The following is a 25,384-nucleotide window of genomic DNA, read 5'->3' as shown; positions in this document are numbered from 1 at the left end:
GGATTATGATGAAACATGTTTTTCAAAAAGGAAAAGATACGTCAAAACCAGTGTTGTTATTACTTCATGGCACAGGTGGTAATGAATTAGATTTACTACCACTTGCAGAAATAATTGATCCGGAAGCGTCGGTATTAAGCGTTAGGGGAAATGTGTTAGAGAATGGGATGCGGCGTTTCTTCCGCCGATTAGCAGAGGGCATTTTTGATGAAGAGGATTTAATTTTCCGTACGAAGGAATTAAATGAATTTTTAGATGAAGCGGCTAAAGAATATAAATTCGATAGAAATAACATTGTAGCTATCGGTTATTCGAATGGGGCAAATATCGCAGCAAGCTTATTATTCCATTACGAAAATGCATTAAAAGGTGCTGTGCTTCATCACCCAATGGTACCTAGAAGAGGAATGCAATTAGCAAATTTAGCAGGGAAATCTGTGTTTATTGCTGCTGGGACAAATGACCCAATTTGTTCATCAGCAGAGTCAGAGGAATTGAAGGTACTATTAGAAAATGCAAATGCGAATGTAACAATGCATTGGGAAAATCGAGGGCATCAATTAACGATGGGTGAAGTAGAAAAAGCAAAAGAGTGGTATGACAAAGCATTTTAAAAAAAGAAGCATCTGCTAACGATTAGTAGATGCTTCTTTTTTATTTAAGACTGGATTGCGAGATGAGATGAAGAAAGTGGTAGCTCAATATCAACAATCGTACCTTTATTTAATTCGCTTGAAATGTGTAATCTACCATGATGTTCTTCAATTATTTTGTAACACATCATTAATCCTAGTCCTGTGCCTTTTTCTTTTAAACTATAAAAAGGTTCGCCTAGACGGGAGATACGATCTTCAGGAATGCCGCAACCTTCATCGATAATTCGTATTAAGATGAAATTATCCTCTAATGGTTTTGTTTGGATGAAAATATTTCCGCCATTTGGCATTGCTTCTATCGCATTTTTTAATATGTTTATAAACACTTGTTTTAATTGGTTACCGTCACATTGAATATCATATACGTAATCAAAATGATCCATGATGATATGAACGCTATGCATAATTGCAGTCGGTAAAATAAATGTAACTACCTCTTCAATTAAAGTTTGTATGTTACAAGTTTGGATAGATAATACTTGTGGCTTAGACATCGCCATAAATTGACTCGTGATGGATTCCATTTGTGAAATCTCACTTAACATAACATCGATATACCATTTCTGCTCCTCACTTATTTCAGGGAGGAGCAACGTTAGAAAACCTTTTAGAGAAGTGAGTGGATTTCGAATTTCATGGGCAATTCCAGCTGTCAGTTGTCCGACTACTGCGAGCTTCTCTGATTTTCGTAGTAACTTTTCAGTTTCTTTTAGCTCAGTAACATCTCTCCCCATCACGATAAGACCTTTGCGAGAACCATCAGGATGATAAAGCGGAACTTTTGATATACTTAAGATTAGATCGAAATCATCTCTATGTATAATAAATTCCTCGCCATGAAGAATTTGTCTTTGTTGCCATGCTAGTTCATCGATTTCTTCACAATGTAAAAAAGCTTCTCGGTATGCTTCATTATATTGAATGAGTTCGCTATCTTTTTTCCCGTGGTAAGGTACATGATGGAAATTGAAGCAAGAAAGTGCGTAATCATTTGCCTCAAGCCAGCGCCCTTCATGATCTTTAAATATAACAAACGCAGGCATGGAGTTTACTAATGTACGTAATCTCTTCTCACTTTCTTTTAGCATATTCTCAATTCTTTCTGATTTTTCAAGTGGCTTCATAATAGCATATACGCCAGTAAGACGATTTTGAACAAAAATAGGAACTAGTTTTGTCACAACATCTAATAAGAATCCATTTTTATGATAAATAGATAAGATATACTCTTGTTGATTATCCGCTTCAGTATTCTTTATATTTTGTAATACTTGCTCAGAAATATGGGCTTCTAAAATAGAGGTAATATTTTTCTGTTCTAATTCTAAAGAAGTGTAACCTAATATTCTTTCGGCAGAAGGATTTATATGTAGAATAACTCCTTCTAAATTTAATGAAATAATACTATCAGGATTGTGTTCGAACAGAGATGCGTACATTTCTGTTAATGAACGATCTTGTATATGGTTTCGCAAACGTCTAGAAATGTTCGGATGACGTTTTTTTTGAGTTGGTGAATATTTTTTACGACTCATAATAGTTCCTCCGTACAAATAGCATCTAAAAAGATTTGTCTATTCATAACTATAATATAGATGTAATGTGTATTTCTATAAAAAATGGAAGTTATAGAATAAATTTTGTTTTTTTTATTTTTTGCAAGGTGAATGCAGGATGGTAATAAGGGGAGCTTATATTGTTTTATAAACCTTTTGTAAGTTACAGACGGCTGTTTTCCGTATAACATTAGGGTAGAGGAGGGGGAGAGAAAATGAAAAATTATATTCAAGGGATTGATCACGTGCAAGTAGCTGCACCTGTAGGGTGTGAAGAAGAGGCGCGTGATTTTTATGGGAATACGATTGGTATGGAAGAAATTCCAAAGCCAGAAGAGTTGAAAAAACGAGGTGGATGTTGGTTTAAATGCGGAAATCAAGAAATCCATATTGGTGTCGAGCGGAACTTTACACCAGCTAAAAAGGCTCATCCAGCTTTTTATGTGAATGAAATTAATGAATTTAAGCAAACACTTATAGAGCAAGGTGTTAAAGTGATTGATGATTATGCACGGCCAGATGTAATTCGATTTTACGTGTCAGATCCATTTGGAAATCGAATTGAATTTATGCAAAATAAAGACTAGGTGGATTCCCACCTAGTCTTTAACTTCTTCTGAAAAGTCCTAACACTTCTACAGTTTCTGTAATATTAACGAAAGCATTCGGGTCGATTTCAGAAATTGTTAGTTTCATACTTGCTAATTCTTCACGAGAAACGACGGTCATAAGTACACGCTTTTTCTCGCTTGAATAAGCACCTTCGCCATCAAGTAACGTTATTCCACGTACAACAGTTGAAAGAAGTTGTTTTTTCATTTTTTCTGCTTCATTTGTTACAATCATAAGTGTAACTTTACGATGTTTTGTATGAACAGCATCAATTACTTTACCAGTTACATAAATTGAAAGTAAGCTTGTAAGTGCAACATCCCAGGTGAAGAAGAATCCTGCGATTATTACAACGACTGCATTTAAAATAATAAGGAATCCGCCAAGTTTAATGTCTCGCTTGCGGGATAAAAGCATACCGATAATATCAAATCCACCAGTGGATCCATTACAGTTAAAAACAAGACCAATACCAGCTCCGGCGATGACACCTCCGAAGATAGAAGATAACAATGGGTCTGTTGCTACGACTTTTACTGGAACGTAGTATAATGCAACAGATAATACAACTACAGAGACAACTGTGTTAAAAATTACTTTTTTTCCAAGACCTATGTACCCTAAAATAAGGATAGGTAAGTTTAATACAAAGTTAATAATGCCTGTGTTTACAGGGGTTACAATCCCTAAAATAATAGCAATTCCGCCAATTCCACTACTTAAAATTTTGTGGGGGATAAGGAAAAGATTAAAGGCAACCGCAATAATAATAGAACCGATAATAACACCAAGGAATCTGACCATTTCTTTCCCGTCCTTCACTGAAAAATTCATATTATTTCAAGATTATATATGATATTGAAAGTTTTGGGTAAAAACAGTTTATTTAGGTAAATTAGATTAATCAAAAGAATTTGAGTATTTTATCATTTGAAAGGGGATACAGTTGTGAAGATAAAAACATATCAACAGAAAAGCCCGTTGAAGCAAGAATGTGAGGATTCTTATTTTTTTAATAAAGAAAAAAAGATTTATGGTGTATGTGACGGTGCAACACCACTTGTCCCGTTTCGTGATGAAAAGGGACATAATGGAGCATACATCGCTTCGCATTTATTTGCAAGTTATTTTACTGCATTACGAGAGAATCATAGTTTACAATTTGCAGTTGCCAAAGCAAATGAAGCATTGCAAAGCAAAATGTTAGAATATGAAGTAGACACGAGAAAAAAAGAGCATTTGTGGTGCACATGTATCGCGGCAGTCCAAATAGTTGGTGAGAAAATTGAATATGCGCAGCTTGGGGACTGTATGATTGTCGCAACTTTTCAAAATGGAACGATGCAAGTATTAACGAAAGACACAGTTGAAGGAATTAGTAAAAGAGCAAAAAAGAAGAGGGAAGAAGATCGTAAAAAAGGGTTATCTGTACCAGAAGAATATGTTTTTCAAGATGTTCGAGAACAGTTAAAATACAATCGTTATCTTGCAAATATGCCAAATGGTTATTCAGTTGCAAATGGAATGAAAGAAGCGATACATTATTTACAACATGGTGAATTACATACAGATGAAGTGAGTGGGATTTTTATTTGTTCAGACGGGTTATTTCACCCAGATTGGTCATTAGAACAAACTGTTGCATATATAAGAAAGAATAGTATAAACGAATATATAGCAATTATTGAAGAGCTAGAAGCGGAAAAGAGAATAAGGCCAGATGATAAAACGATTATTATGATTGATTTTTAAGAGGAGGCAGTTCAAATGGAAATTAAACGTGTCAATCTAACATTTCAAGATGAATTAGTTCCTTTAGAAAAAGTAAACAAACTGATTATTCACCATACAGCTGAAGATGGATGGGACGTGTATAAAACGCATGAATTTCATCAAACTGTAAGGGGGTGGAGCGGAATTGGTTACAACTATTTTATCGAAAAGGATGGAACTGTAGTGGAAGGACGAGGTTTACATATTGGAGCGCACGCGAAAGACCATAACCGCCATACAATTGGAATATGTATGACGGGAAATTTCGATAAATACGATCCAACTCCTGCACAAGTGAATGCATTATATTCTTTATGTAAACTGTTTATGAAGCAATTTGCTATAAAGAAAGAAAATATACTCGGTCATAGAGAGTTAGAAGGAGTTAAAAAAAGCTGTCCTGGTAATCGTTTTTCTATGGTAGAGTTAAGGAAGATACTATCTTAAATATAGAGGAGTAACAACGATGATGAATATAAAAATACCAAATGATAAAAAAGAAGAACTTGTAGCACAAATTCAGCAATTTTTTATGGAAGAAGATTTAGATGAAATTGGACGTTTCCAAGCAGAGCGTTTAATAGAAGAAATGATTAAATTAGTTGGACCGTTTGCATATAATCAAGCAATTGGAGATGCAAGAAAGCTTGTAAGTGAGAAATTAACGAATATGGAAGAAGATTTATACGTGCTAGAGAAGAATGAAGGAAAATAAAAAAAGAGCCGATGGGCTCTTTTTTTATTTTTCTTTCTTGTGTTCTTTATATTCATGTACTTTTTCTTTTACATTACCAACTGTATCTTTAGCAGTGCCTTTCACCTTATCCCATTTTCCTTCAGCTTGTAATTTCTTATTGTCAGTTACTTTCCCAACAACTTCTTTTACTTCACCTTTTACCTTATCAATGGCACCTTCTACTTTTTCTTTTAAACCATGATCATGTTTAGTCATACATTTCTCCTCCTTGTAGTTTGATTAGAATTCTCTTTTCATATTGCAAGTTGAATGATGTATCTAGTAATATCGTAACAAATCTAGTTTGAATATTCAAATGATTAATAGGATAGAAAAGGATTTGTCATAAAATGTTTAAAAATGTAACGGAAGGAGAAATAAAGTAAATTATATGTCTTTTGCGATCCATATTGATTTTGTATAAGCAATTTTCATGTGGGCACGTTCCATGTTATTTTGACTGCCTCTACCGAACCTTGCTTGTCCAACTATTAAAGTACAATTGGATTCAATAGCTGTCTTAATTCGTTTTTGAATTAATGCAGTATGACAGCCTTTACGCTGAAATTCTGGCAAAGTAGCAGAAGCAGCTAATGATGCGACACCCTTATTTATATACAGGACACCAATACCAGCAGGGATATTTTGAACTTCAGCTATGAAAAAATGCCATCCTGGTTCATTGTAAAGAATTTCATTATTTTGGCGCACGCTATCTTTTGTAAAGGATGGCATATTAAATCCATGTACATAAATGTTTGCAAAAATATCAAACTCATTTTCTTTTAGTTTTCGTATTGTAATATTAGAAGGAAGAAGTGATGAACCCTCTCTCGGTATACTATACAAAGCAGTATGGAAGCTAGATTGATAAAACCCTTTTTGAGATAAGTATTGAAATAATTTAGTTGTACCTTGTGCTGGGGTAATTTCAAAACGACAAGGGATTTGTAGTGATTCATAATAAGAAATGATTGCATCAATCGCATCTGCATTTGTAATACCTTTTACCGTATTAAAAGCAGGACCAGCAATTATTTTTGATGAAAAGGCAGTGGCGCTACCGAATTTTTTCATTTGCACTTGCATTGGGTTTCCGCTTATTGTTTGTAGTCTCTCTAATCTAGAAGAGAGCATATCAATTTCTGCATTTTCAATTTCTGTTGCTATATCGAGTGTCATAACAGTAGTCATAAAATTCCTCCGTTAATAAATATATTTTATAGTACATATACGATTTTTGTTTTGAGATTCCTGTTGAAATGTGAGAGAATAAGAGGTTTTTTGGAAGGGAAATGGAAGTGAGCTGTCGAAGGGAGTGGAAACAGATTAAAGGTGGTGCTCTCATGAAACAAAAAACCGTGCAGACATGCTCTAATTGTGGTTCTCAAAACATAGGAGAAGGTGAGTTTGTCGGATATGCACAAATACGGAAAAAGGAAACGATGTTCACATCTTCACCGGTGGATGCTTATATTTGTACAGATTGCGGGAATATCCTTTCATTAAAAGTACGACATTATGAAAAGTTTAAGCAGAAGCCGTTATGATTATTGAGTAGTGACTTTATTAGAAAAGTTAATAAGAGTAATATTTTACATATATATATGAGTATGCCTCAGATAAAGAGATGAAAACATATACTGTACATAGTTCGTTATATGACACATAAAAATATATAGAAGAAATTGTGAGGCAGTAGGAGGAAGAAAAAACAGCTCCTCTTGGAATATTTCATATTTAAAACTCCTTTAAATAAAGGAGTTTTTTGTTTTTTTATAACAATAATTACCTTTAATTGTTATAAATGTTTATTAGGAGAGGGTGGTTTATTAACGCCATAATCATAGAAGAATAATAGCTAAATCGTATACAAAACCACTATATAACACATTCGCAACCGTAAGTTGACAAAGTGCAACCGCGGGAAGATAGAGATAAAGGCAATGTTTACATACAATTTAGGTAAGAAAACAAAGGGGGGACACACATATGGGATTTGGTGAAAAGCTTTTTAAATTAAGAAAAGAAAAGGGCCTTTCTCAAGAAGCATTAGCTGAAAAATTAAACACAACAAGGCAAGCGGTTAGTAAATGGGAAAACGGTCAAGGTTTTCCTGAAACTGAAAAGTTAATAATGATTGGAAATGTATTTGAAGTATCACTTGACTATTTATTAAAAGAAACTGCTGAGCAAAGTAACGAAAAGGAAAATAGTTATTATGTAAGTAAGGAAATGGCAGAAGGGTATGTAGTGTATGGACAAAAAATTTCTAAATATATTGCATTAGGATTTAGCTTGCTTATTTTATCTACAATACCGTACTTATTATTTAAAGAAAATGCAACAATGTCTACGTTTCTTGTCATTATCATTGCAGTGCTTGGAATCGGAGCAATGATGGCACCTGTAACGATAGAAGAGAGTCGATACAATGTATTGAAAAAGGAAGAACTACTATTTGATCAAAACTTTCTAAAAGAATTGACCAAAAGATATGCGACTATTAAGAAGAAGTATACGGCAGTAGTGATCGTTGGATTTTGTTTTATTGCAGCAGGAGCGATACCGTTTTTATTTGAGAAAAAACGAATTACTTCAGGAGAACTCGTACAGTATTATCCTTATTGTGTTGTACTTATTGCTATTGGAGTTTATCTTTTTGTTCGTGTGTTAGGGGTGTTAGAGACGTATCGGATTTTAGTAGAAAATAAGGAATACAGTAATCGTTTTATTTTTAAATTGAAAAAGAAAGTAAGGAAAATGGTAGATAGTTTATAAAAAATAAAAAACATGTTTCGAATCAATGTATTCAAAACATGTTTTTTATCGTTCTGAATTATTTCCAAAGAAATAATTCAGAAAATACAGAAAAATATCGTAATCATTTGTAGAAGTCTGTTATAATAAACGGAAAATGAAAACGTTTTAAAGGGGGACATAACCAATATGATGATGAATGTACCGCTAACAATTAGTTCTATGATGGAAAGAGCAGAAAAGTTATTCTCAAAGAAAGAAATTGTTTCTCGCACACATGATACCATTACGACATTAACGTATAAGCAGCTAGGAGAAAGGACGAGAAGACTTTCTAGTGCGTTAAAAAAGCTTGGGATTAAGGAAGGCGAACGTGTAGGAACGTTAGCGTGGAATCATCATCGACATGTGGAGGCGTATTTTGCTATTCCTGGTATTGCTTCCGTTTTACACACAATTAATATTCGTTTATCTCCTCAACATATTTCATACATTATTCAGCACGCAGAAGACCGAATTGTACTTATAGATGAAGATCTCGTACCGCTTGTTGAAAATATTCAATCACAATTATCAACTGTACAAGCTTACATTATTATGACTGATAAAGATGAACTCCCGAACACTACGCTGAAGCCTGTATATCATTATGAAAAGCTATTAGAAGAAGGCGATCCCAATTTCCAATTTGTAAAAGATATTGATGAAAATACACCAGCTGGTATGTGTTATACGTCAGCGACTACAGGAAATCCGAAAGGTGTTGTATATACGCATCGTAGTACTGTATTACACTGTATGGCACTCGGTTTAGCTGATACAGCTGCTTTATCGGAAAGTGATGCAGCAATGGCAATCGTCCCGATGTTTCATGTGAACGCTTGGGGACTTCCTTTTGCAGCTACTTGGTTTGGATCAAAACAAGTTCTTCCAGGACCGATGTTTACGCCAAAAATTTTATTAGAAATGATCCAATCTGAAAAAGTGACGTTAGCTGCCGGTGTGCCGACAATTTGGCTTGGTGTATTACAAGAGTTAGAAAATAATAGTTACGATTTATCTAGTATGACGAGAATACTATGCGGTGGTGCAGCTGCACCGAAAAGTGTTATTAAAGCATTTGAACAGAAACATAATGTTCCGTTCATACATGCATATGGTATGACTGAAACGAGTCCACTCGTAACACTTGCACGTTTAAAAAGTTATGAAACGGAATTATCGTATGAAGAGCAACTAGAAATTCGCTCCAAACAAGGATATCTTGTACCTGGTGTCGAGATGAAAGTAGTCGGTACAAATGGTGAAGTGAAGTGGGATGGTACTGAGATGGGAGAATTATGTTTACGAGCACCTTGGATCGCTGAAAGCTATTATAACGATGATCGTACTGTCGAAGGGTTTCGCGATGGATGGTTATATACTGGTGATGTTGTCACAGTGGATGAGGAAGGTTGCGTGAAAATTGTTGACCGTACGAAGGATGTTATTAAAAGCGGGGGAGAATGGATTTCTTCGGTCGATCTTGAAAATGCTTTAATGGCACATGATGCTATATTTGAAGCGGCTGTCGTTGCAGTTCCTCACCCTCAGTGGCAAGAGCGACCAATTGCCTGCGTTGTTCAAAAGAAAAATAGTACGGTTACAAAAGAAGAAATATATGAGTTTTTAAAACCACAGTTTGCGAAGTGGTGGTTGCCAGACGATATTGTCTTTATGGAAGAAATACCGAAAACATCTGTTGGGAAGTTTTTAAAACAGGCGCTTCGGAAAGAACTGGAGCATTTGCATAGAGAGAAATAAGTGAACTTCTGTTTGTAAACTCTAATACATTAACGGTTGACAAAAGAGGAGTGGAAAGATAATATAATTTTTGTGATATGTTATCTAAGAAAAATTTTAAGTTTACAAATAGGAGAAGCAAATATGAATACAAAAAACTTAGTTTTCGTCGCTTTATTTAGTTCTATTATGGGAGTGTTAGGGTTAATACCTCCGATTGCTCTTTCTATTACACCAGTTCCAATTACATTGCAATCACTCGGTGTTATGCTTGCGGGTGGGTTGTTAGGATCACGTCTAGGTGCGTTAAGTCAGCTTATTTTCTTACTTATTGTAGGAGTTGGAGCACCATTGCTTGCTGGTGGACGCGGTGGCCTTGGTGTATTTGTTGGACCAAGTGCAGGATATTTACTTGGTTACATCATTGGGGCGTTTGTTATTGGTTATTTAATTGAGCGTTTACGTGAAGTTTCTATTATAAAAGTATTATGTATTAATATAATTGGTGGTATTTTCGTAGTTTATGTATTTGGTGTTACTGTACAAGCGTTCTTAATGGAAGTTTCTGTATGGGAGACAATGAAAGTGAGTGCTGTGTTTTTACCAGGGGATTGTATAAAAGCAATTATTGCGGCAGTTCTCGTAACAAAATTACATCGTTCATTGAAACATATTATTACGCCCGCTTTAAAGAATGGAAAATATACAAATGCGGGATGATAAAGGGAAGAAACACGTTAATTGCGTGTTTCTTTTTATTATTATTGTAAAGAAAGGACGTCTCATATGGGGATTACAAAAGAATATAAAAAGCATGCCTCTTTACAACCAAATAAAATAGCGATAAAGGAAAATGATAGAGTTTTAACATATAAAGAGTGGTTTGAATCAGTTTGTAAAGTAGCAAGCTGGTTAAATGAAAAAAAATCGAAGAATAAAACGATAGCAATCCTATTAGAAAATCGTATAGAGTTTTTACAACTATTTTCTGGTGCCGCTATGGCCGGGTGGGTTTGTGTTCCGTTAGATATAAAGTGGAAACAAGATGAGCTCAGAGAAAGAATTGAAATTAGTAATCCGGATATGATTGTGACAGAACGATATAAGGTGAAGGATCTATTGGATGAAGAAGGAAGAGTAATTGAAATTGATGAGTGGAAAAGAATGATAGAGAAATATCTTCCTACATATTCCACTGTAGAAAGTGTACAACATGCTCCTTTTTATATGGGATTTACATCAGGATCAACAGGAACAGCAAAAGCATTTTTACGTGCACAACAATCGTGGGTTCATAGTTTTGATTGTAATGTACATGATTTTCATATGAAAAGGGAGGATTCGATTTTAATAGCTGGGACGCTCGTTCATTCTCTTTTCTTATACGGGGCAATAAGTGCATTATATGTAGGACAAACAGTGCACATTATGAGAAAGTTCTTTCCAAATCAAGTATTAGATAAGTTAGAAACTGAAAATGTATCAGTTATGTATACAGTTCCGACAATGCTTGAATCTTTATATAAAGAAAGTAGATTAATAGAAAATAAAGTGAAAATTATTTCGTCAGGAGCGAAATGGGAAGCTGAAGCGAAAGAAAAAATAAAGAATATATTTCCTTATGCGAAAAGATATGAATTTTATGGTGCATCAGAGTTAAGTTTTGTAACAGCACTAGTCGATGCAGAAAGCGAAAGAAGGCCAAATTCAGTAGGAAAACCTTGTCATAATGTGCAAGTTCGAATATGTAATGAAGCAGGCGAAGAAGTACAAAAAGGTGAAATAGGAACTGTTTATGTGAAAAGTGATCAGTTTTTTATGGGATACATAATAGATGGGGTTTTAACACGGGAGTTGAATGCAGAAGGTTGGATGACAGTGCGAGATGTAGGCTATGAAGATGAAGAAGGCTTTATATATATTGTTGGTAGAGAGAAGAATATGATTTTATTTGGAGGAATCAATATTTATCCAGAAGAAATAGAAAGTGTATTACATGAACACCCAGCTGTTGATGAAATAGTTGTAATTGGTGTGAAAGATAGTTACTGGGGTGAAAAGCCCGTCGCGATCGTAAAAGGAAGTGCTACGAAACAACAATTAAAGAGTTTTTGCTTACAGAGATTATCCTCTTTTAAAATACCGAAAGAATGGCATTTTGTAGATGGAATACCTTATACAAATAGTGGGAAAATCGCTCGTATGGAAGCAAAAAGTATGATTGAAAACCGGGAGAAAATATATGAATAGAGCAGTTATTGTAGAGGCGAAAAGAACACCTATTGGTAAGAAGAATGGGATGTTAAAAGAGTATGAAGTTCAGCAATTAACAACGCCGCTTCTTACGTTTTTAAGTAAAGGGATTGAGAGGGAAATAGATGATGTCATATTAGGTAATGTTGTTGGGCCAGGAGGGAATGTTGCGAGACTATCTGCTTTAGAGGTGGGACTTGGCTATCATATTCCTGGTGTAACGATTGATCGGCAATGTGGTTCTGGTTTAGAAGCAATTCGAACTGCGTGTCATCTCATTCAAGGCGGGGCAGGTAAGTGTTATATCGCCGGGGGAGTAGAGAGTACAAGTACGTCACCTTTTCAAAAAAGAGCAAGATTTTCACCTGAAACAATTGGTGATCCTGACATGGGAGTAGCGGCTGAATATGTTGCGGAGCGTTATAATATAACGAGAGAAATGCAAGACGAGTATGCTTGTCTTAGTTATAAGCGGACACTGCAAGCGTTAGAAAAAGGATATATACATGATGAAATATTTTCTTTTAATGGATTATTAGATGAATCTATAAAGCCAGAAATGAATTATGAACGAATCATTAAAAGAACAAAGCCCGCATTTTTACAAAATGGAACAGTAACGGCAGGTAATTCGTGCGGTGTAAATGATGGGGCATGTGCTGTTCTTGTAATGGAAGAGGGACAAGCCCGAAAGTTAGGATACAAGCCTGTACTTCGTTTCGTTCGTAGTGCTGTAGTGGGAGTGGATCCCAAGCTTCCAGGGACTGGTCCGATATTTGCGGTGAACAAATTATTAAACGAAATGAATGTAAAAGTAGAGGACATCGATTATTTTGAAATAAATGAAGCATTCGCCTCAAAAGTTGTTGCTTGCGCAAAAGAGTTACAAATTCCGTACGAAAAAGTAAATGTAAATGGTGGAGCAATTGCGCTCGGTCATCCGTACGGTGCATCTGGTGCTATGCTTGTAACACGTTTGTTTTATCAGGCACAAAGAGAGTCTATGAAATATGGAATTGCTACATTAGGAATTGGAGGCGGGATAGGGATTGCGCTATTATTTGAGAAAGTAGAAGACTAGCGAGGTAACTAGTTTTCTACTTTTTGAGGAACATAAATATTGCTACCAGGCTTCGCTTTCATTTCGTTCCAAGCAGCAATCGCATCAGCTTTTGCTTTCCCTTTATTATTTGGATCTTCGAAAAAGTCACGAGTAAAGCGATTGTATTCAAATTGTGTACCGATAGTTGTTTTGTATGTAGGGTCTTTTTTTCGTTCGTTTTCTTCATGCCAAAAAGCTATCGCGTCTTCATATGTTTTTCCAACATTCTCTTTGAAAAATTTTTGAAGAGCTACTGTAAAGCGGAAGTTTGTTCCGATTTTTTCTTTGAAAAAAGCACGAACATCTTCGCTACAGCGGTGATTGTTAGTAATAATCGTTTGAAGAGAAAGGTCTTTATAGGATAGGGAAGCTTTACTCACCTTTTGAACAGAGCTGTTTTTTAATATTTTACCAGTAGTTAAATAATGTGAGATACGCTCGGTTATTTCGATCTTAGAGCCACTAGCTGGCAACCCATTCTCACGACAAAATGTTTGGAGTTCTGCTTTTAACCAATAATAGTTTTGGAAATCTTCAAGTGATATAGACTTTGTTAAAGTTGGACGCATGAATGTAACAACTACTTTCTTCCATAATTTTCTTCAATTATAAAACGTATGTTCTTTTTATGGAAGGGTTAATTTGTAAATATAATGGGAAGAGGAGATTACATATGGAAAATGTAATGCAAGTTCGAGTTACGGGAATTTTAATTGAAGATGAAAAAGTATTGCTAGTAAAGCAAAAAGTTGCTAATAGGAATTGGTCTTTACCTGGAGGAAGAGTGGAGAATGGTGAAATGTTAGAAGAGGCGATGATTAGAGAAATGAGAGAAGAAACGGGATTAGAAGTTAAAATTAAGAAGCTACTCTATGTTTGTGATAAACCGGATGCCAGTCCATCTTTATTACATATTACATTTCTACTTGAAAAGCTTACAGGGGAAATTATGTTACCCTCTAATGAATTTGATCATAATCCAATTCATGATGTGCAAATGGTGCCGATTAAAGATTTAAGTCATTATGGTTTTTCGGAAACTTTTATAACTCTTATAAGTGAAGGTTTTTCAAATGCAGGGAGTTACCAAGGATTGAAACAAAATATTGGTTTGTAAGTATAGAGTAAGGATAGCTGTTAGCTATCCTTACTAAAAATGCTTTACACCGCCGACTGTAAAGAAGAAACAAGCTGATTTAAAAATTCATCTCCGCTCATAATTGCTTTCCCGCCACCGCGAGCACTCTTCTTATTTCCGCCACCTTTTCCTTCGATTGTAGGAAGAGCGTCTTTTAAAAGAGCATTCATATCGAGTGATACTGATTTTCCGCAAGCGAGAATACATTGTAGTTTGTCATCATTTTCGATGACGAAATACGTAATTGCATGCTCTTGTTGTTCTGTAATAATAGCGGAAAGCTTTGCGATTTCTTGCATAGAACGATTTGTAAATACTTTAGAAATAAGTATGTCAGCATGAATTTTTATAGGCTGTAGAAGTAGTTCATTTGCCTCTGCAAATAATAATTTTTCATTCATTGTTTGTATTGCTTTTTCGTTTTCTTTTTGAGAAGTAAGCAGTTGCGCCACTTTTGCTGGAATATCAGTTTCGCTACTGTTTAATTGTTTAGAAACATCTTTCATAATTTGTTGCTGTTGTTCCATTAATTTAAGTGTACGCCAACCAGCGATAAACGTTAAGCGTATACCACCTTTATTGCGCTCCCATCCTAGTACTTGAATAGGACCAACTTCACCAGTTCGTTTCGGATGCGTTCCACCACAGCCGTTGTAGTCAAAGTTTTCGATAATAACAACCCGTATATTTTCTGTCATAGTCGGTTCTTTACGAAGGGGCAACGTTTTCGCTTCTTCTAAGTTCATCCACTGGATGCGGATTGGATGGTTTTCAAAAACAATTTTGTTTGCAATTTGTATTGCTTTTTCAACCGTTTCTGCATGAAGATTTTCTGTTTCTAAATCAATTGTTACTGTTTCTTTACCAAGATGGAATCCAATTGTAGGCATGTTAAAATGGTCCCAAAAAGCAGCAGATAAAATGTGCTGAGCTGCATGTTGTTGCATATGATCAAAACGGCGCTCCCAATTGATTTTACCTTCTACGTCTTCTGTATGTAATTGTTCTGCAATGTAGTGACGAATTTCTCCGTTTATCTCTTCTACATTGATATCATTTAATGTACCAGTATCATATGGTTGTCCGCCACCTGTCGGATAAAATGCTGTTTCATTCAAAATAACGTATAAGTTACCGTCTTTATCATAATCTTGCTTTATAATTTTAGTAGTAAAGTCCTGCTTATAAGCGTCAGTGTAATATAATTTGTGCTCCAATTTTCTTTCTCCTCTCGCATTAACTAGTTTCATTGTAATGCAATTGAAATTAGTTTCCTAATATTTCAGAAGAAAGAAACTATTTTTAGAATTTTCTTGCTATAATAAGGGAAAGAAAATGCGGGGGTGGAATAAATATGTTATATGAAAACGGCGTAGGTAAACTGCTTAGTTTAAGTAGAAATATTTCCGAATTATATCGAGAATTAAACGAAATGACCCGGATTTTAACGGATTGTAATCGAGAAAGTGTGAAGTTTGATCGATTATATGTAAAAGAGTTACTTTGGAAGAAAGAAGATGTAATAGAGAAATATGACCAGCTACTTGTACAACTTTGTATTAACGAATGCTTTGATCTAAAAAGTGTCATTACAGGGGAATATAAGTATACATATGAAGAAGTAGAAAACATAGTTTTACAATTTAATGAAAAGTATAATGTCGCAATCTTAATTAAAGATGTGTGTAAAGAATTACAGTTCACATATGGAATTGATATGGACATAACGAGAACAACTCGGGTATCAACAGCTCAAGTATAGAAAAAGGAAAAGAAAGCAGATCCTTTGCTTTCTTTTTTTTGTGAAAATAGAGAGAGTAGGTTTAACGATGAAGGGGAAGTTACAGCATATTCATCCGCTTGGAATGAGTATTATTTTAGGGACATTGTTTGCTAGGTTTGCAACTTCAATGAGTATCCCTTTTTTAGCGATTTATTTAACGACTGTTAAAGGTGTATCAGCTGGAATGACTGGTGCTATTATCGGAACGAGTGCACTTGTTGGTGTTTTTGCTAGTTTTATCGGAGGGAATTTATCAGATCGATTTGGCCGGAAAACGATTATGCTCTGGTCCATGATCGTTTGGATTTTTGTGTTTATAGGTTTTTCACTTGCGGATCATGTTTTAAGTTTCTTTTTATTAAACGCTTTAAATGGATTATGTAGGTCGTTTTTTGAGCCAACATCAAGAGCATTATTATCAGATTTAACAAAGCCTGAGTATCGGTTACTCGTCTATAATTTACGATACGGTGCAATAAATGTTGGAGTTGCAATTGGACCAATTGTTGGATTACAGATTGGAAGTGCAAAATCAACAATTCCTTTTTTAGTAGCAGCTGGGGTATATATTCTATATACAGCTATATTAGCGTTCCAATTTAAGAAGTATCCAATGGAAAAAAAGAAATTGAGTAAAGAAAAACCTGTTACAATGCTAAATGCAATACGTATATTGCGAAAAGATATAGTATTTTTAGTTGCTTTAGTCGGTATTATTTTGAGTAATTGCGGTTTTTCACATTTAACGACGACAGTATCTCAATATTTTGCAAATGCACATATATTTGAGGATGGGGTGAAGCTATTCTCATATATGCTCGCTTTAAATGCAATTGTTGTAGTGATGATCCAATACCCTGTTATTCAAATGTGCAAAAAGTATACACCGTTAACATCAATTATGGTTGGGACTTTATTTGTGAGCGGGGGATTATTTGGCTTTGGAATAGTAGAATCTATGCTAGGTGCTGCCGTTTGTACAATTATTTTTACAATTGGAGAAGTCTTAATGTTTTCGATGACGGATGTATTTATTGATGATATTGCTGTTGCGCATCTAAAAGGAACATACTTCGGTGCGATGGGCTTTTCGGGAATTGGAGCAGTAATAGGTCCGTGGTTCGGAGGAGTACTTCTCGATTACTACGGGTACCAAAATGGGTTTGCGGTATTTTCAGCGCTAGCTATATTTTCAACTGTGGCATTTCCTGTGCTTTTAGTTACAAAAGGTTTATCGAAAAAAAGATATGATAGAAATTCTAATATAGAAATGCATGCGAAATAACATAAGCCCCAGTAACCAACTGGGGCTTAGTTTGAATTATATTAACTCTTAATTTGAAAAAAGAACTTTTTTTTCATGCTTATCAGCAACTTCATTTTTGGAAATATGAATGGCTAAAAATCCGTTTTCTAAGCAGGCTAGCATCTTTTTATAAATGATAGTAGTAGGTAAAGGGATTGTTCGTTGTAAGGAAATGTTTTTATGAAGTATGCATATAGCTAGGCCTGTCTCTAACTTTTTAATGAGTACATTTTGTTCCGTGACATTTTGTACATCTGTTTCCAAAATATATTCTTCTTCGGTTTCGCAAAGATCGATGTGAATTTGATTTGGAAAGCTAAAGTTACTATAAGAATCGGAACAAAATTGATCCATCCATTCTTCGAAACCATCAACATGAAAAAGACAATTCTTCTTTTTCTTGCCCATGTAAGACACCCTCCGTAAAATATCAATTCATATCATGTTATGCATGAATGAATTAGGGGTGAAGAATAAATGGAAAAATATAAACATTGTATGTGGAAAAGATAGCTAGTGTGCACTTTTTGTTTTACATATCATGATGCGCATGATGTTTTTGGCGTGAATGGTTACGGTTTTTTACTTTATGAGATCCGCTTAATGGTTCAGGTTGTCCTTTTTTTTCTTTCGCTTCACGATTGTTTTTTCCCATTGTATATGACACCTCCTCTTTCTTTTTAGAATGAGAGAAGTTGACGATTTTATACGAGAATGTTTTTAGAAAAAAAGGTAAAGATAAAGGGGACTAACAATTATAGAAAGGGGATTATATAATGCCATATCATAAAGATAAGCAACAAGCCTTTCAAGCGGCACAGCAAGGAGTTACACAAGCAGAAAATGCATTTAATAATATTGTGAAAAATGACCCTAACTACGGTCATGATTTAAAAGAGTTACGCCAAGAGGTCCAGGAAGCATATGAACAAATTCAAAATGCACTAGAGGTAGCTTCAGAAACACAACGTCCACAACTTGAGCAATATGAAAATAATCTCCAAAATATAATGCGAAATGTAGATCAATTAGAAAAGTAAATGAGGTTGTTGTTTATTCGACAACCTTGCTGCTTTAGTGAACGTTATGCTAAAACAGAAAATTTTTCTATTAGTTTTTTCTTTGCTATGTGCAGTACATATATTTCAAGTGGAAAAAGTGGAAGCGAAAATGTTGCTCAGAAAAGAGTTAGAACCAACTGGTTATGTAACATGGGAAGTACCTAATAATGAAAAAATTATTGCAATTACATTTGATGATGGGCCAGATCCAACGTATACACCACAAGTTTTAGATTTATTACGTCAATATAAGGCGGAAGCGACATTTTTTATGATTGGATTTCGAGTTCAGCGTAATCCATATTTAGTGAAGCAAGTGTTAAAAGAGGGACATGAAATTGGAAATCATACGATGAATCATTTGTACGCAAGTAATTCGTCAGATGAAAAATTAGAAAATGATATTTTAGATGGAAAGAAATTTTTTGAAAAATGGGTGAAAGAACCTTTGCTATTCCGTCCTCCTGGCGGATATATTAACGATGCTGTATTTAAAACAGCGAAAGAGGCTGGCTATCAAACCGTTCTATGGTCGTGGCATCAAGACCCGCGTGATTGGGCAAATCCAGGGGTTGAATCCATTGTAAATCATGTAGTGAAAAATGCTAAAAGTGGCGATATTGTATTGTTACATGATGGAGGGAATGATCGTAGTCAAACGGTAGCAGCGCTAGCAAAAATTTTACCTGAGCTGAAAAAACAGGGCTATCGATTTGTAACGGTTTCGGAATTACTACGTTATAAACATTAGAAGAAATCCCAAAAGGAAAATAGACCTTTTGGGATTTTTCTTTACTGGTTCTTTTTACGTTTCTTATTATTTTGTCGCTCTGCTGGAGTTAAAGGCTCGTTTGCAAATTCTTCATTGTAACCAGTTCCTTGTCCTTGTGCAGATGCAGCATTCATTCCTGAAATAGTATGATTTGCTTTTCTTTTACCCATTTTATTTCACCTCTATAACATTTTTTGTATGTTGAATGATGAGCAGTTCATAGTATGTATGAACTGTAAGTAAACCGCTGATAGAGCACTTTACTTTATGATAATAGTATTCATAAGGAGCATGAAAGCTATTCAAATTTAGAAACATAAAGAAAACTTATGATAATCTATAAGTTTCTTATTATTTACTTATTTAGAAAGTTGTAATAAGATATTATCGTAAGGTATTGAAAAGTTTGTCTACATTTTATATTCAGACAACTTAGTCACGTTTAACAGGGGGGAAACATAATGGTCAAACATAATCCATTTCAATCACGTGCAACTTTTGAAGTAGATGGAAAAACGTATCATTATTATGATTTGAAAGCGCTTGAAAATGCAGGGGTTGGCAACGTATCTCAATTACCATATTCCGTGAAAGTTTTACTTGAATCAGTACTTCGTCAAGTAGACGGACGTGTAATCACAGAAGAGCATGTTACAAATTTAGCGAAATGGGGAACGAAAGATGTGCAAGATATCGATGTTCCATTTAAACCATCTCGTGTAATTTTACAAGATTTCACTGGTGTTCCAGCTGTTGTTGATTTGGCTTCGCTTCGTAAAGCAATGGCAGACATGGGTGGGGATCCTGACAAAATTAATCCTGAAATTACTGTAGACCTTGTAATTGACCACTCTGTACAGGTTGATAGAGCGGGTACGGCAGACGCGCTTGCATTCAACATGGACTTAGAGTTTAAACGTAATGAAGAACGTTATAAATTTTTAAGCTGGGCACAAAAATCATTTGATAACTACCGTGCAGTTCCACCAGCTACAGGCATTGTACACCAAGTAAACCTTGAATATTTAGCACCAGTTGTTCATGCTGTGAAAAATGCTGAAGGTGACTTAGTTGCATACCCAGATTCATTAGTTGGAACAGACTCACATACAACAATGATTAACGGTATCGGCGTTCTTGGATGGGGCGTTGGTGGTATTGAAGCAGAAGCAGGAATGCTTGGACAGCCTTCATACTTCCCAGTACCTGAAGTAATCGGTGTGAAATTAACTGGTACACTTCCAAGTGGTACTACAGCAACAGACGTTGCATTAAAAGTAACACAAGTATTACGTCAAAAAGGTGTAGTTGGTAAATTTGTTGAGTTCTTCGGTAATGGACTAAAGAGCATGCCTTTAGCTGACCGTGCAACAATTTCAAATATGGCACCAGAATACGGCGCAACTTGTGGGTTCTTCCCAATCGATGATATTTCATTAGAATACTTACGTTTAACAGGTAGAGATGAAGAGCAAATTCGTATTGTTGAAGAATACTGTAAAGCGAACGGTTTATTCTATACAGCAGACAGTAAAGATCCAATCTACACTGATCTGGTTGAAATTGATTTAAATACAATTGAATCTAACCTTTCTGGACCGAAACGCCCACAAGATTTAATTCCACTTTCAGATATGAAAGATGCGTTCCACAAAGCTGTTGTAGCACCAGTTGGAACACAAGGACTTGGATTTAATGAGCAAGAGTTCGATAAAGAAGTGAAGGTTACATTAGAAGATAAAGAAGTAACGATGAAAACAGGTGCAATTGCAATCGCTGCAATTACAAGCTGTACAAATACATCAAACCCATATGTATTAATTGGGGCAGGTCTAGTTGCGAAGAAAGCAATTGAAAAAGGACTTGTAGTACCTGAGTACGTAAAAACATCATTAGCACCAGGATCTAAAGTTGTTACAGAGTACTTAGATAAGTCTGGTTTAACAACATATTTAGATCAATTAGGTTTCCAAACAGTTGGTTACGGCTGTACGACTTGTATCGGTAACTCTGGTCCATTAGCGCCAGAATTAGAAGAAGCAATCGCAGCAAACGACTTATTAGTAACATCTGTTTTATCTGGTAACCGTAACTTTGAAGGTCGTATTCATCCACTTGTAAAAGCAAACTACTTAGCATCACCACCACTTGTTGTGGCATATGCACTTGCAGGTACTGTTGATATTGACCTGAAAAATGATGAAATCGGTAAGGATGCAAATGGCAATGCTGTTTACTTCAACGATATTTGGCCATCAGCTAAAGAAATTGAAGATGTAGTTCAAAGCGTTGTTACATCTGAACTATTCAAGAAAGAATATGCACAAGTATTTAATAGCAATGAGCGTTGGAATGAAATCCAAACTTCAAACGAAGCTTTATATACTTGGGATAATAATTCAACATACATCCAAAACCCACCATTCTTTGAAGGGTTATCTAAAGAGCCAGGTGAAGTTGAAACGTTATCAGGTTTACGCATAGTTGGTAAATTTGGTGATTCTGTAACGACAGACCACATTTCACCAGCAGGTTCAATTGGTAAGCACACACCAGCTGGACGCTACTTATTAGAAAACGGCGTACAACCAGTTGACTTTAACTCTTACGGTTCTCGTCGTGGTAACCATGAAGTTATGATGCGTGGTACATTTGCAAACATCCGTATTAAAAACCAAATCGCACCAGGAACAGAGGGCGGATATACAACATATTGGCCAACTGGTGAAGTAACATCAATCTATGATGCTGCTATGAAATATAAAGAAGATGGAACAGGTCTTCTAGTTGTTGCTGGTAAAGATTACGGTATGGGAAGTTCACGTGACTGGGCTGCGAAAGGTACTAACTTATTAGGTATTAAAGCAGTAATCGCAGAAAGCTTCGAACGTATTCACCGCAGTAACTTAGTGTTAATGGGTGTATTACCACTTCAATTTAAAGATGGCGAAAGTGCTGAAACATTAGGCCTTGTTGGTAACGAGTCATTTGAAATTCAAATCGACAAATCAGTTAGACCACGCGATCTTGTAAAAGTAGTTGCAACTGATTTAGATGGCAACGAAAAACAATTTGAAGTAGTAGCTCGTTTCGATAGTGAAGTAGAAATTGACTACTACCGTCACGGTGGTATTCTGCAAATGGTTCTTCGTGAGAAAATCGAAGAGTCAAAAGTGTCGAACTAAATAATTGAAATGAAAAATAAGGAAGCTAACAATAGTTAGCTTCCTTATTTTATGGAAAGGGATGAAACCATATGGTTTCATCCCTTTCTTTTTACTACGAAAAGTGGAGGGAACGTCATGAAAGAATATAAAAGAATATTGTTGCCGTTACGAAAAGAGAAAATATTAGTAATGGCATCTGTATGTAGTGGGATAATTGCTGCCATTTTAAACTTATCATGCCCAATTTTCATGGGATTAATTGTAGACAATCTTATTCAAAGGGAGCTAAAAGGTGCGTATTTATATATAGCTTTGTTTGCGGGTATTCGCTTTTTAATGTGGACGAACAATCTTTTATTTGATTATATAAGCTCAAAAGCGAGTCAACGTATATTACAAACGAAACGTATAGAATTATTGCGTCACTATTTCTCATTACCGTTTGAAGAGAGTGAGAAGATTAAGCAAGGGGAGTTAGAAACTTTGGTCGTATCTGATATTCCGAACTGGGTCAGATTATATGGTTCTATATTAATAGAGTATATACACGCTATTGCCCAATTTATTGGAGCTTTCATAGCACTACAACATATAGATATACAGTTTATATTGTGGGTAACTCCGTTTTTATTTTTAAGTGCAATTGTTCCAATACTGATGGGAGGAAAGGTAAGGGGTATTGCAAGCATTGCTCAAAAAAATCAATCGAGTGTTGTAGAGGTGGTATCACAGTTTGTAAAGGGTATACAAGATTTACGTAGTTTACAAAAAGAAAAATGGGCCATTCGCTTATTTAAGGGAGTAACGGCACAATCTTATAAATCGGAAGTAAAGAAGACGATGATGCAACACTGCATTGGAGTAGTTGGAACAGTGATTGAAACAGGAGCATATATCGTTGTTCTCATTGTAGGTGCAAAAAAAATAATGAAAGGGGAAATGGAAGTTGGTTCGCTTGTTGCAGTGTTAGCTACAATTGAAATGCTCTTTTTCCCTGTCCGTTATGTGGGCGATTTATTAATGATGGCACAAGTTGCAGTCGCTTCGGCAAGTAGAGTTTTTTCCTTTTTAGATAAACGAGTGGCAAATAGTAATGTAGAAAGAGCGATGGGGATGACGATAACAAATGCTTCCTTTCAGGAGAATGATGAAAAGAAATGCAGAATTCATAATATTGATTTGCAAATTAATCCTGGTGAACTCGTTATGATTGTAGGAGAAAGTGGTGCAGGAAAAACAACGCTTTTAAAATTAATGACAGGTTTGTATAAACCATCTAACGGTAGTGTTGTTTATTATGGTCAAAAGGCTCGAATGACTACAGTGTGGCAAGAACCACGTTTTTTCCGAACGACGGTAACAGAGAATATGTATTTCGGGGAAGAGGGTTTAGAAAATCAGTTAGAAAAAAATAGTGAACTTATAAATGCAACGCCGATTATTAGAGGGTTACCTGAAGGGAGTCAAACTGTGCTACATAAAAGCGGTGAAGAGTTTTCAGGAGGCGAAAGAAAACGTCTTGCATTATTACGAGCAATTGGTTCAAATCCGAATCTTATTATTTTAGATGAACCGACTGCGGGGTTAGATCCGAGTAATCAAGAAACTATTTGGAATATGATTGAAGGACTAGGAAGAGATGTAACGAGAATTGTGGCAACACATGATGTAGAGAAAGTGATACTAGCGGATCGTGTTGTCATAATGAGAGAAGGAAGTATTGTTGCATGTGGAAGTCCTGAAAAATTAATAAATAGTCATTCATTTTGAAAGAGATGTGAATAAAGATAAGAGCAGTGACCTTATCTTTATTCAACATCATTTATTTGATATTGGATAGATTCTGAATGATTTAGATCTACGTTAAAAGTAGCAGTCATAAGGAAAGTTGCAATTCCAAGGATTAAGAAAAGGACGAATGAGACTAGAGAGATGTAAAGACAAATACGCCCTACGTTCTTTTTTTCAAGATCGTTACTAAAGAGTGAAATGATCCATGTAATAATACCGATTGGGTATAAAAGAAAACTAAGAATATATAATGTTATTTTTTCGAATGAATTCATAAAAAATCCCCCTTTTGTTGAAGTTTATATAAGTACGAAAGTAAAAAGGTGAATGGGCCCATAAGAAGATAAACAACACTTCATCTGTTTTTCTAATTATATGATAAAAAGGAAAAAATTACACTTTAAATAAGAATATTCTAATTATTTCGACTCTGAATATTTCCAAGCTTGTCCGTATAAGCTAAAATAAGGTATATAGTATTTTGATGAATGTGTTAAAAGAAGATAATACGTTAGGGTGATATAAAATGTGGCGGAAGCTTACGATTATTGTAGTGTTACTTTGTTTAGCGGGATATACAGCTTATGAACAGTTTGGTAATAAAGAGCAGGCGGTAAAAGTGAAGCAAGAAAAAAGTGAAGCTGCGATGAAAGAGATTATCGCAAGGAATGGTATTGAAATAGGGAAGAGTGCGCCAGACTTCGAATTAACGAAGTTAGATGAAACGAATGTAAAGCTATCAGATTTAAAAGGAAAGAAAGTGATTTTAAACTTTTGGGCAACGTGGTGTGGACCTTGCCAACAAGAAATGCCGGATATGGAGGCTTTCTATAAAGAACATAAAGAAAACGTAGAAATTTTAGCAATCAACTATACGCCTTCAGAAAAAGGTGGGGGGGCAGAAAAGGTAAGCAATTTTGCTAAAGAAAAAGGAATTACTTTTCCTATTTTATTGGACAAGAACATTGATGTGACAACAGCGTATAAAGTAATTACGATTCCAACTTCGTATTTTATAGATACAAAAGGTGTCATTCAAGATAAGTTTATTGGGCCGATGACGCAAAAAGAGATGGAGAAAAGGGTTGCTAAATTAAAATAATGGTGAAAAGGTAGAGATGGAGAGTTCCCATTTC

The 25,384-nt window shown here is 35.3% G+C and carries 29 protein-coding genes; 19 read left to right on the top strand and 10 right to left on the bottom strand.

Annotated elements, in window-relative coordinates:
* Nucleotides 1–5 precede the first annotated feature (5 nt).
* Nucleotides 6–614 carry an alpha/beta hydrolase gene (locus MHH27_RS18585; RefSeq protein WP_340943686.1) on the top strand — a complete coding sequence of 203 codons (609 nt, stop codon included), beginning with the start codon at nucleotides 6–8 and terminating at the stop codon, nucleotides 612–614.
* Between the two features lie 44 nt (nucleotides 615–658).
* Here the strand turns inward: MHH27_RS18585 and MHH27_RS18580 are convergent, their stop codons facing one another.
* A complete protein-coding gene (locus MHH27_RS18580) occupies nucleotides 659–2,191 on the bottom strand; it encodes a BA3702 family sensor histidine kinase (protein ID WP_000087652.1) in 1,533 nt (510 codons plus the stop codon).
* Nucleotides 2,192–2,427: 236 nt separating this feature from the next.
* Here MHH27_RS18580 and MHH27_RS18575 point away from each other — a divergent pair, with 236 nt between their 5' ends.
* Complete coding sequence (locus MHH27_RS18575; RefSeq protein ID WP_000800772.1) at nucleotides 2,428–2,799, top strand: VOC family protein; 372 nt, start codon at nucleotides 2,428–2,430, stop codon at nucleotides 2,797–2,799.
* A gap of 19 nt (nucleotides 2,800–2,818) precedes the next feature.
* On the opposite strand, the gene MHH27_RS18570 is transcribed toward MHH27_RS18575, so the two are convergent.
* On the bottom strand, nucleotides 2,819–3,628 hold the full coding sequence (locus MHH27_RS18570; protein WP_000251344.1) for a YitT family protein: 810 nt from the start codon (nucleotides 3,626–3,628) through the stop codon (nucleotides 2,819–2,821).
* Nucleotides 3,629–3,754: 126 nt separating this feature from the next.
* Between MHH27_RS18570 and MHH27_RS18565 the strand changes: the two genes are divergently transcribed.
* Genes MHH27_RS18565 through MHH27_RS18555 form a run of 3 tightly spaced genes read left to right on the top strand, consistent with a single transcriptional unit; the run spans nucleotide 3,755 to nucleotide 5,312 of the window.
* Nucleotides 3,755–4,576, top strand: a complete 822-nt coding sequence (locus MHH27_RS18565) for a protein phosphatase 2C domain-containing protein (RefSeq protein ID WP_139213271.1) — start codon at nucleotides 3,755–3,757, stop codon at nucleotides 4,574–4,576.
* A 15-nt stretch (nucleotides 4,577–4,591) separates the two neighbouring features.
* Nucleotides 4,592–5,044: a peptidoglycan recognition protein family protein gene (locus tag MHH27_RS18560; protein WP_090977373.1), complete on the top strand. Its 453-nt coding sequence runs from the start codon at nucleotides 4,592–4,594 to the stop codon at nucleotides 5,042–5,044.
* A gap of 19 nt (nucleotides 5,045–5,063) precedes the next feature.
* The gene (locus MHH27_RS18555) at nucleotides 5,064–5,312 is read left to right on the top strand and encodes a DUF2164 domain-containing protein (RefSeq protein ID WP_000981066.1); all 249 of its coding nucleotides are present in this window, start codon (nucleotides 5,064–5,066) and stop codon (nucleotides 5,310–5,312) included.
* A 24-nt stretch (nucleotides 5,313–5,336) separates the two neighbouring features.
* Here MHH27_RS18555 and MHH27_RS18550 read toward each other — a convergent pair whose 3' ends face one another.
* Nucleotides 5,337–5,549: a CsbD family protein gene (locus MHH27_RS18550; RefSeq protein ID WP_000160410.1), complete on the bottom strand. Its 213-nt coding sequence runs from the start codon at nucleotides 5,547–5,549 to the stop codon at nucleotides 5,337–5,339.
* Nucleotides 5,550–5,720: 171 nt separating this feature from the next.
* Nucleotides 5,721–6,527, bottom strand: a complete 807-nt coding sequence (locus MHH27_RS18545; RefSeq protein ID WP_340943683.1) for a GNAT family N-acetyltransferase — start codon at nucleotides 6,525–6,527, stop codon at nucleotides 5,721–5,723.
* Nucleotides 6,528–6,679: 152 nt separating this feature from the next.
* Here MHH27_RS18545 and MHH27_RS18540 point away from each other — a divergent pair, with 152 nt between their 5' ends.
* From MHH27_RS18540 to MHH27_RS18515, 6 genes are all read left to right on the top strand, one after another.
* Nucleotides 6,680–6,883, top strand: coding sequence for a hypothetical protein (locus MHH27_RS18540; protein ID WP_033693195.1), 204 nt, complete (start codon nucleotides 6,680–6,682; stop codon nucleotides 6,881–6,883).
* A gap of 442 nt (nucleotides 6,884–7,325) precedes the next feature.
* Complete coding sequence (locus MHH27_RS18535; RefSeq protein ID WP_090977375.1) at nucleotides 7,326–8,114, top strand: helix-turn-helix domain-containing protein; 789 nt, start codon at nucleotides 7,326–7,328, stop codon at nucleotides 8,112–8,114.
* Between the two features lie 168 nt (nucleotides 8,115–8,282).
* Nucleotides 8,283–9,896, top strand: coding sequence for a long-chain fatty acid--CoA ligase (locus tag MHH27_RS18530; protein WP_090977377.1), 1,614 nt, complete (start codon nucleotides 8,283–8,285; stop codon nucleotides 9,894–9,896).
* Nucleotides 9,897–10,019: 123 nt separating this feature from the next.
* Nucleotides 10,020–10,595 carry a biotin transporter BioY gene (locus tag MHH27_RS18525; protein ID WP_090977379.1) on the top strand — a complete coding sequence of 192 codons (576 nt, stop codon included), beginning with the start codon at nucleotides 10,020–10,022 and terminating at the stop codon, nucleotides 10,593–10,595.
* A gap of 66 nt (nucleotides 10,596–10,661) precedes the next feature.
* Nucleotides 10,662–12,125, top strand: coding sequence for an acyl-CoA synthetase (locus MHH27_RS18520; protein ID WP_090977381.1), 1,464 nt, complete (start codon nucleotides 10,662–10,664; stop codon nucleotides 12,123–12,125).
* Nucleotides 12,118–13,209, top strand: coding sequence for an acetyl-CoA C-acyltransferase (locus tag MHH27_RS18515; RefSeq protein WP_001078010.1), 1,092 nt, complete (start codon nucleotides 12,118–12,120; stop codon nucleotides 13,207–13,209). The genes MHH27_RS18520 and MHH27_RS18515 overlap by 8 nt, the downstream gene beginning before the upstream one ends.
* Before the next feature lie 8 nt (nucleotides 13,210–13,217).
* Here MHH27_RS18515 and MHH27_RS18510 read toward each other — a convergent pair whose 3' ends face one another.
* Nucleotides 13,218–13,799 carry a DUF6434 domain-containing protein gene (locus tag MHH27_RS18510; protein ID WP_001247912.1) on the bottom strand — a complete coding sequence of 194 codons (582 nt, stop codon included), beginning with the start codon at nucleotides 13,797–13,799 and terminating at the stop codon, nucleotides 13,218–13,220.
* A 104-nt stretch (nucleotides 13,800–13,903) separates the two neighbouring features.
* On the opposite strand from MHH27_RS18510, the gene MHH27_RS18505 reads away from it, so the two are divergent.
* Nucleotides 13,904–14,347, top strand: coding sequence for an NUDIX hydrolase (locus MHH27_RS18505; protein WP_000432571.1), 444 nt, complete (start codon nucleotides 13,904–13,906; stop codon nucleotides 14,345–14,347).
* Between the two features lie 44 nt (nucleotides 14,348–14,391).
* On the opposite strand, the gene MHH27_RS18500 is transcribed toward MHH27_RS18505, so the two are convergent.
* The gene (locus MHH27_RS18500) at nucleotides 14,392–15,585 is read right to left on the bottom strand and encodes an alanyl-tRNA editing protein (RefSeq protein WP_340943675.1); all 1,194 of its coding nucleotides are present in this window, start codon (nucleotides 15,583–15,585) and stop codon (nucleotides 14,392–14,394) included.
* Between the two features lie 137 nt (nucleotides 15,586–15,722).
* On the opposite strand from MHH27_RS18500, the gene MHH27_RS18495 reads away from it, so the two are divergent.
* Together MHH27_RS18495 and MHH27_RS18490 are read left to right on the top strand one after the other, a co-directional pair.
* Entirely contained in the window at nucleotides 15,723–16,130 is a 408-nt protein-coding gene (locus MHH27_RS18495) for a hypothetical protein (RefSeq protein WP_258132100.1), read from the top strand.
* Between the two features lie 67 nt (nucleotides 16,131–16,197).
* Nucleotides 16,198–17,436: an MDR family MFS transporter gene (locus MHH27_RS18490; RefSeq protein ID WP_090977385.1), complete on the top strand. Its 1,239-nt coding sequence runs from the start codon at nucleotides 16,198–16,200 to the stop codon at nucleotides 17,434–17,436.
* 48 nt (nucleotides 17,437–17,484) lie between these two features.
* On the opposite strand, the gene MHH27_RS18485 is transcribed toward MHH27_RS18490, so the two are convergent.
* Together MHH27_RS18485 and MHH27_RS18480 are read right to left on the bottom strand one after the other, a co-directional pair.
* On the bottom strand, nucleotides 17,485–17,865 hold the full coding sequence (locus MHH27_RS18485; protein ID WP_000516758.1) for an Hsp20/alpha crystallin family protein: 381 nt from the start codon (nucleotides 17,863–17,865) through the stop codon (nucleotides 17,485–17,487).
* Between the two features lie 124 nt (nucleotides 17,866–17,989).
* Nucleotides 17,990–18,112 carry a small acid-soluble spore protein P gene (locus tag MHH27_RS18480; RefSeq protein ID WP_000517649.1) on the bottom strand — a complete coding sequence of 41 codons (123 nt, stop codon included), beginning with the start codon at nucleotides 18,110–18,112 and terminating at the stop codon, nucleotides 17,990–17,992.
* A gap of 121 nt (nucleotides 18,113–18,233) precedes the next feature.
* Between MHH27_RS18480 and MHH27_RS18475 the strand changes: the two genes are divergently transcribed.
* Nucleotides 18,234–18,497, top strand: coding sequence for a hypothetical protein (locus MHH27_RS18475; RefSeq protein ID WP_001146295.1), 264 nt, complete (start codon nucleotides 18,234–18,236; stop codon nucleotides 18,495–18,497).
* Between the two features lie 46 nt (nucleotides 18,498–18,543).
* A complete protein-coding gene (pdaB, locus tag MHH27_RS18470) occupies nucleotides 18,544–19,269 on the top strand; it encodes a polysaccharide deacetylase family sporulation protein PdaB (RefSeq protein ID WP_061665781.1) in 726 nt (241 codons plus the stop codon).
* Between the two features lie 41 nt (nucleotides 19,270–19,310).
* Here the strand turns inward: pdaB and sspO are convergent, their stop codons facing one another.
* A complete protein-coding gene (gene sspO, locus MHH27_RS18465; RefSeq protein WP_000518057.1) occupies nucleotides 19,311–19,460 on the bottom strand; it encodes an acid-soluble spore protein SspO in 150 nt (49 codons plus the stop codon).
* 291 nt (nucleotides 19,461–19,751) lie between these two features.
* On the opposite strand from sspO, the gene acnA reads away from it, so the two are divergent.
* A complete protein-coding gene (gene acnA, locus MHH27_RS18460; RefSeq protein WP_098250925.1) occupies nucleotides 19,752–22,475 on the top strand; it encodes an aconitate hydratase AcnA in 2,724 nt (907 codons plus the stop codon).
* A 117-nt stretch (nucleotides 22,476–22,592) separates the two neighbouring features.
* Nucleotides 22,593–24,227, top strand: a complete 1,635-nt coding sequence (locus MHH27_RS18455) for an ABC transporter ATP-binding protein (protein ID WP_340943665.1) — start codon at nucleotides 22,593–22,595, stop codon at nucleotides 24,225–24,227.
* Nucleotides 24,228–24,265: 38 nt separating this feature from the next.
* Here the strand turns inward: MHH27_RS18455 and MHH27_RS18450 are convergent, their stop codons facing one another.
* The gene (locus MHH27_RS18450) at nucleotides 24,266–24,523 is read right to left on the bottom strand and encodes a hypothetical protein (RefSeq protein ID WP_069356075.1); all 258 of its coding nucleotides are present in this window, start codon (nucleotides 24,521–24,523) and stop codon (nucleotides 24,266–24,268) included.
* 251 nt (nucleotides 24,524–24,774) lie between these two features.
* Between MHH27_RS18450 and MHH27_RS18445 the strand changes: the two genes are divergently transcribed.
* Nucleotides 24,775–25,350, top strand: a complete 576-nt coding sequence (locus MHH27_RS18445; protein WP_340943662.1) for a redoxin domain-containing protein — start codon at nucleotides 24,775–24,777, stop codon at nucleotides 25,348–25,350.
* Nucleotides 25,351–25,384 lie beyond the last annotated feature (34 nt).

The sequence above is a fragment of the Bacillus sp. FSL L8-0152 genome, from assembly GCF_038006365.1.
In the GTDB taxonomy this organism is placed as follows: Bacteria; Bacillota; Bacilli; order Bacillales; family Bacillaceae_G; genus Bacillus_A; species Bacillus_A cereus.
This window is presented reverse-complemented; position numbering and strand designations above follow the sequence as displayed.

What these genes read in the sequence shown, in the direction of transcription:
- MHH27_RS18585 (WP_340943686.1), top strand. Translation starts at nt 6, where the DNA reads ATGATGAAACATGTTTTTCAAAAAGGAAAAGATACGTCAAAACCAGTG.
- MHH27_RS18580 (WP_000087652.1), bottom strand. Translation starts at nt 2,191, where the DNA reads ATGAGTCGTAAAAAATATTCACCAACTCAAAAAAAACGTCATCCGAAC.
- MHH27_RS18575 (WP_000800772.1), top strand. Translation starts at nt 2,428, where the DNA reads ATGAAAAATTATATTCAAGGGATTGATCACGTGCAAGTAGCTGCACCT.
- MHH27_RS18570 (WP_000251344.1), bottom strand. Translation starts at nt 3,628, where the DNA reads ATGGTCAGATTCCTTGGTGTTATTATCGGTTCTATTATTATTGCGGTT.
- MHH27_RS18560 (WP_090977373.1), top strand. Translation starts at nt 4,592, where the DNA reads ATGGAAATTAAACGTGTCAATCTAACATTTCAAGATGAATTAGTTCCT.
- MHH27_RS18555 (WP_000981066.1), top strand. Translation starts at nt 5,064, where the DNA reads ATGATGAATATAAAAATACCAAATGATAAAAAAGAAGAACTTGTAGCA.
- MHH27_RS18550 (WP_000160410.1), bottom strand. Translation starts at nt 5,549, where the DNA reads ATGACTAAACATGATCATGGTTTAAAAGAAAAAGTAGAAGGTGCCATT.
- MHH27_RS18545 (WP_340943683.1), bottom strand. Translation starts at nt 6,527, where the DNA reads ATGACTACTGTTATGACACTCGATATAGCAACAGAAATTGAAAATGCA.
- MHH27_RS18540 (WP_033693195.1), top strand. Translation starts at nt 6,680, where the DNA reads ATGAAACAAAAAACCGTGCAGACATGCTCTAATTGTGGTTCTCAAAAC.
- MHH27_RS18535 (WP_090977375.1), top strand. Translation starts at nt 7,326, where the DNA reads ATGGGATTTGGTGAAAAGCTTTTTAAATTAAGAAAAGAAAAGGGCCTT.
- MHH27_RS18530 (WP_090977377.1), top strand. Translation starts at nt 8,283, where the DNA reads ATGATGATGAATGTACCGCTAACAATTAGTTCTATGATGGAAAGAGCA.
- MHH27_RS18525 (WP_090977379.1), top strand. Translation starts at nt 10,020, where the DNA reads ATGAATACAAAAAACTTAGTTTTCGTCGCTTTATTTAGTTCTATTATG.
- MHH27_RS18520 (WP_090977381.1), top strand. Translation starts at nt 10,662, where the DNA reads ATGGGGATTACAAAAGAATATAAAAAGCATGCCTCTTTACAACCAAAT.
- MHH27_RS18515 (WP_001078010.1), top strand. Translation starts at nt 12,118, where the DNA reads ATGAATAGAGCAGTTATTGTAGAGGCGAAAAGAACACCTATTGGTAAG.
- MHH27_RS18510 (WP_001247912.1), bottom strand. Translation starts at nt 13,799, where the DNA reads ATGCGTCCAACTTTAACAAAGTCTATATCACTTGAAGATTTCCAAAAC.
- MHH27_RS18505 (WP_000432571.1), top strand. Translation starts at nt 13,904, where the DNA reads ATGGAAAATGTAATGCAAGTTCGAGTTACGGGAATTTTAATTGAAGAT.
- MHH27_RS18495 (WP_258132100.1), top strand. Translation starts at nt 15,723, where the DNA reads ATGTTATATGAAAACGGCGTAGGTAAACTGCTTAGTTTAAGTAGAAAT.
- MHH27_RS18490 (WP_090977385.1), top strand. Translation starts at nt 16,198, where the DNA reads ATGAAGGGGAAGTTACAGCATATTCATCCGCTTGGAATGAGTATTATT.
- MHH27_RS18485 (WP_000516758.1), bottom strand. Translation starts at nt 17,865, where the DNA reads ATGGGCAAGAAAAAGAAGAATTGTCTTTTTCATGTTGATGGTTTCGAA.
- MHH27_RS18480 (WP_000517649.1), bottom strand. Translation starts at nt 18,112, where the DNA reads ATGGGAAAAAACAATCGTGAAGCGAAAGAAAAAAAAGGACAACCTGAA.
- MHH27_RS18475 (WP_001146295.1), top strand. Translation starts at nt 18,234, where the DNA reads ATGCCATATCATAAAGATAAGCAACAAGCCTTTCAAGCGGCACAGCAA.
- pdaB (WP_061665781.1), top strand. Translation starts at nt 18,544, where the DNA reads ATGCTAAAACAGAAAATTTTTCTATTAGTTTTTTCTTTGCTATGTGCA.
- sspO (WP_000518057.1), bottom strand. Translation starts at nt 19,460, where the DNA reads ATGGGTAAAAGAAAAGCAAATCATACTATTTCAGGAATGAATGCTGCA.
- acnA (WP_098250925.1), top strand. Translation starts at nt 19,752, where the DNA reads ATGGTCAAACATAATCCATTTCAATCACGTGCAACTTTTGAAGTAGAT.
- MHH27_RS18455 (WP_340943665.1), top strand. Translation starts at nt 22,593, where the DNA reads ATGAAAGAATATAAAAGAATATTGTTGCCGTTACGAAAAGAGAAAATA.
- MHH27_RS18450 (WP_069356075.1), bottom strand. Translation starts at nt 24,523, where the DNA reads ATGAATTCATTCGAAAAAATAACATTATATATTCTTAGTTTTCTTTTA.
- MHH27_RS18445 (WP_340943662.1), top strand. Translation starts at nt 24,775, where the DNA reads ATGTGGCGGAAGCTTACGATTATTGTAGTGTTACTTTGTTTAGCGGGA.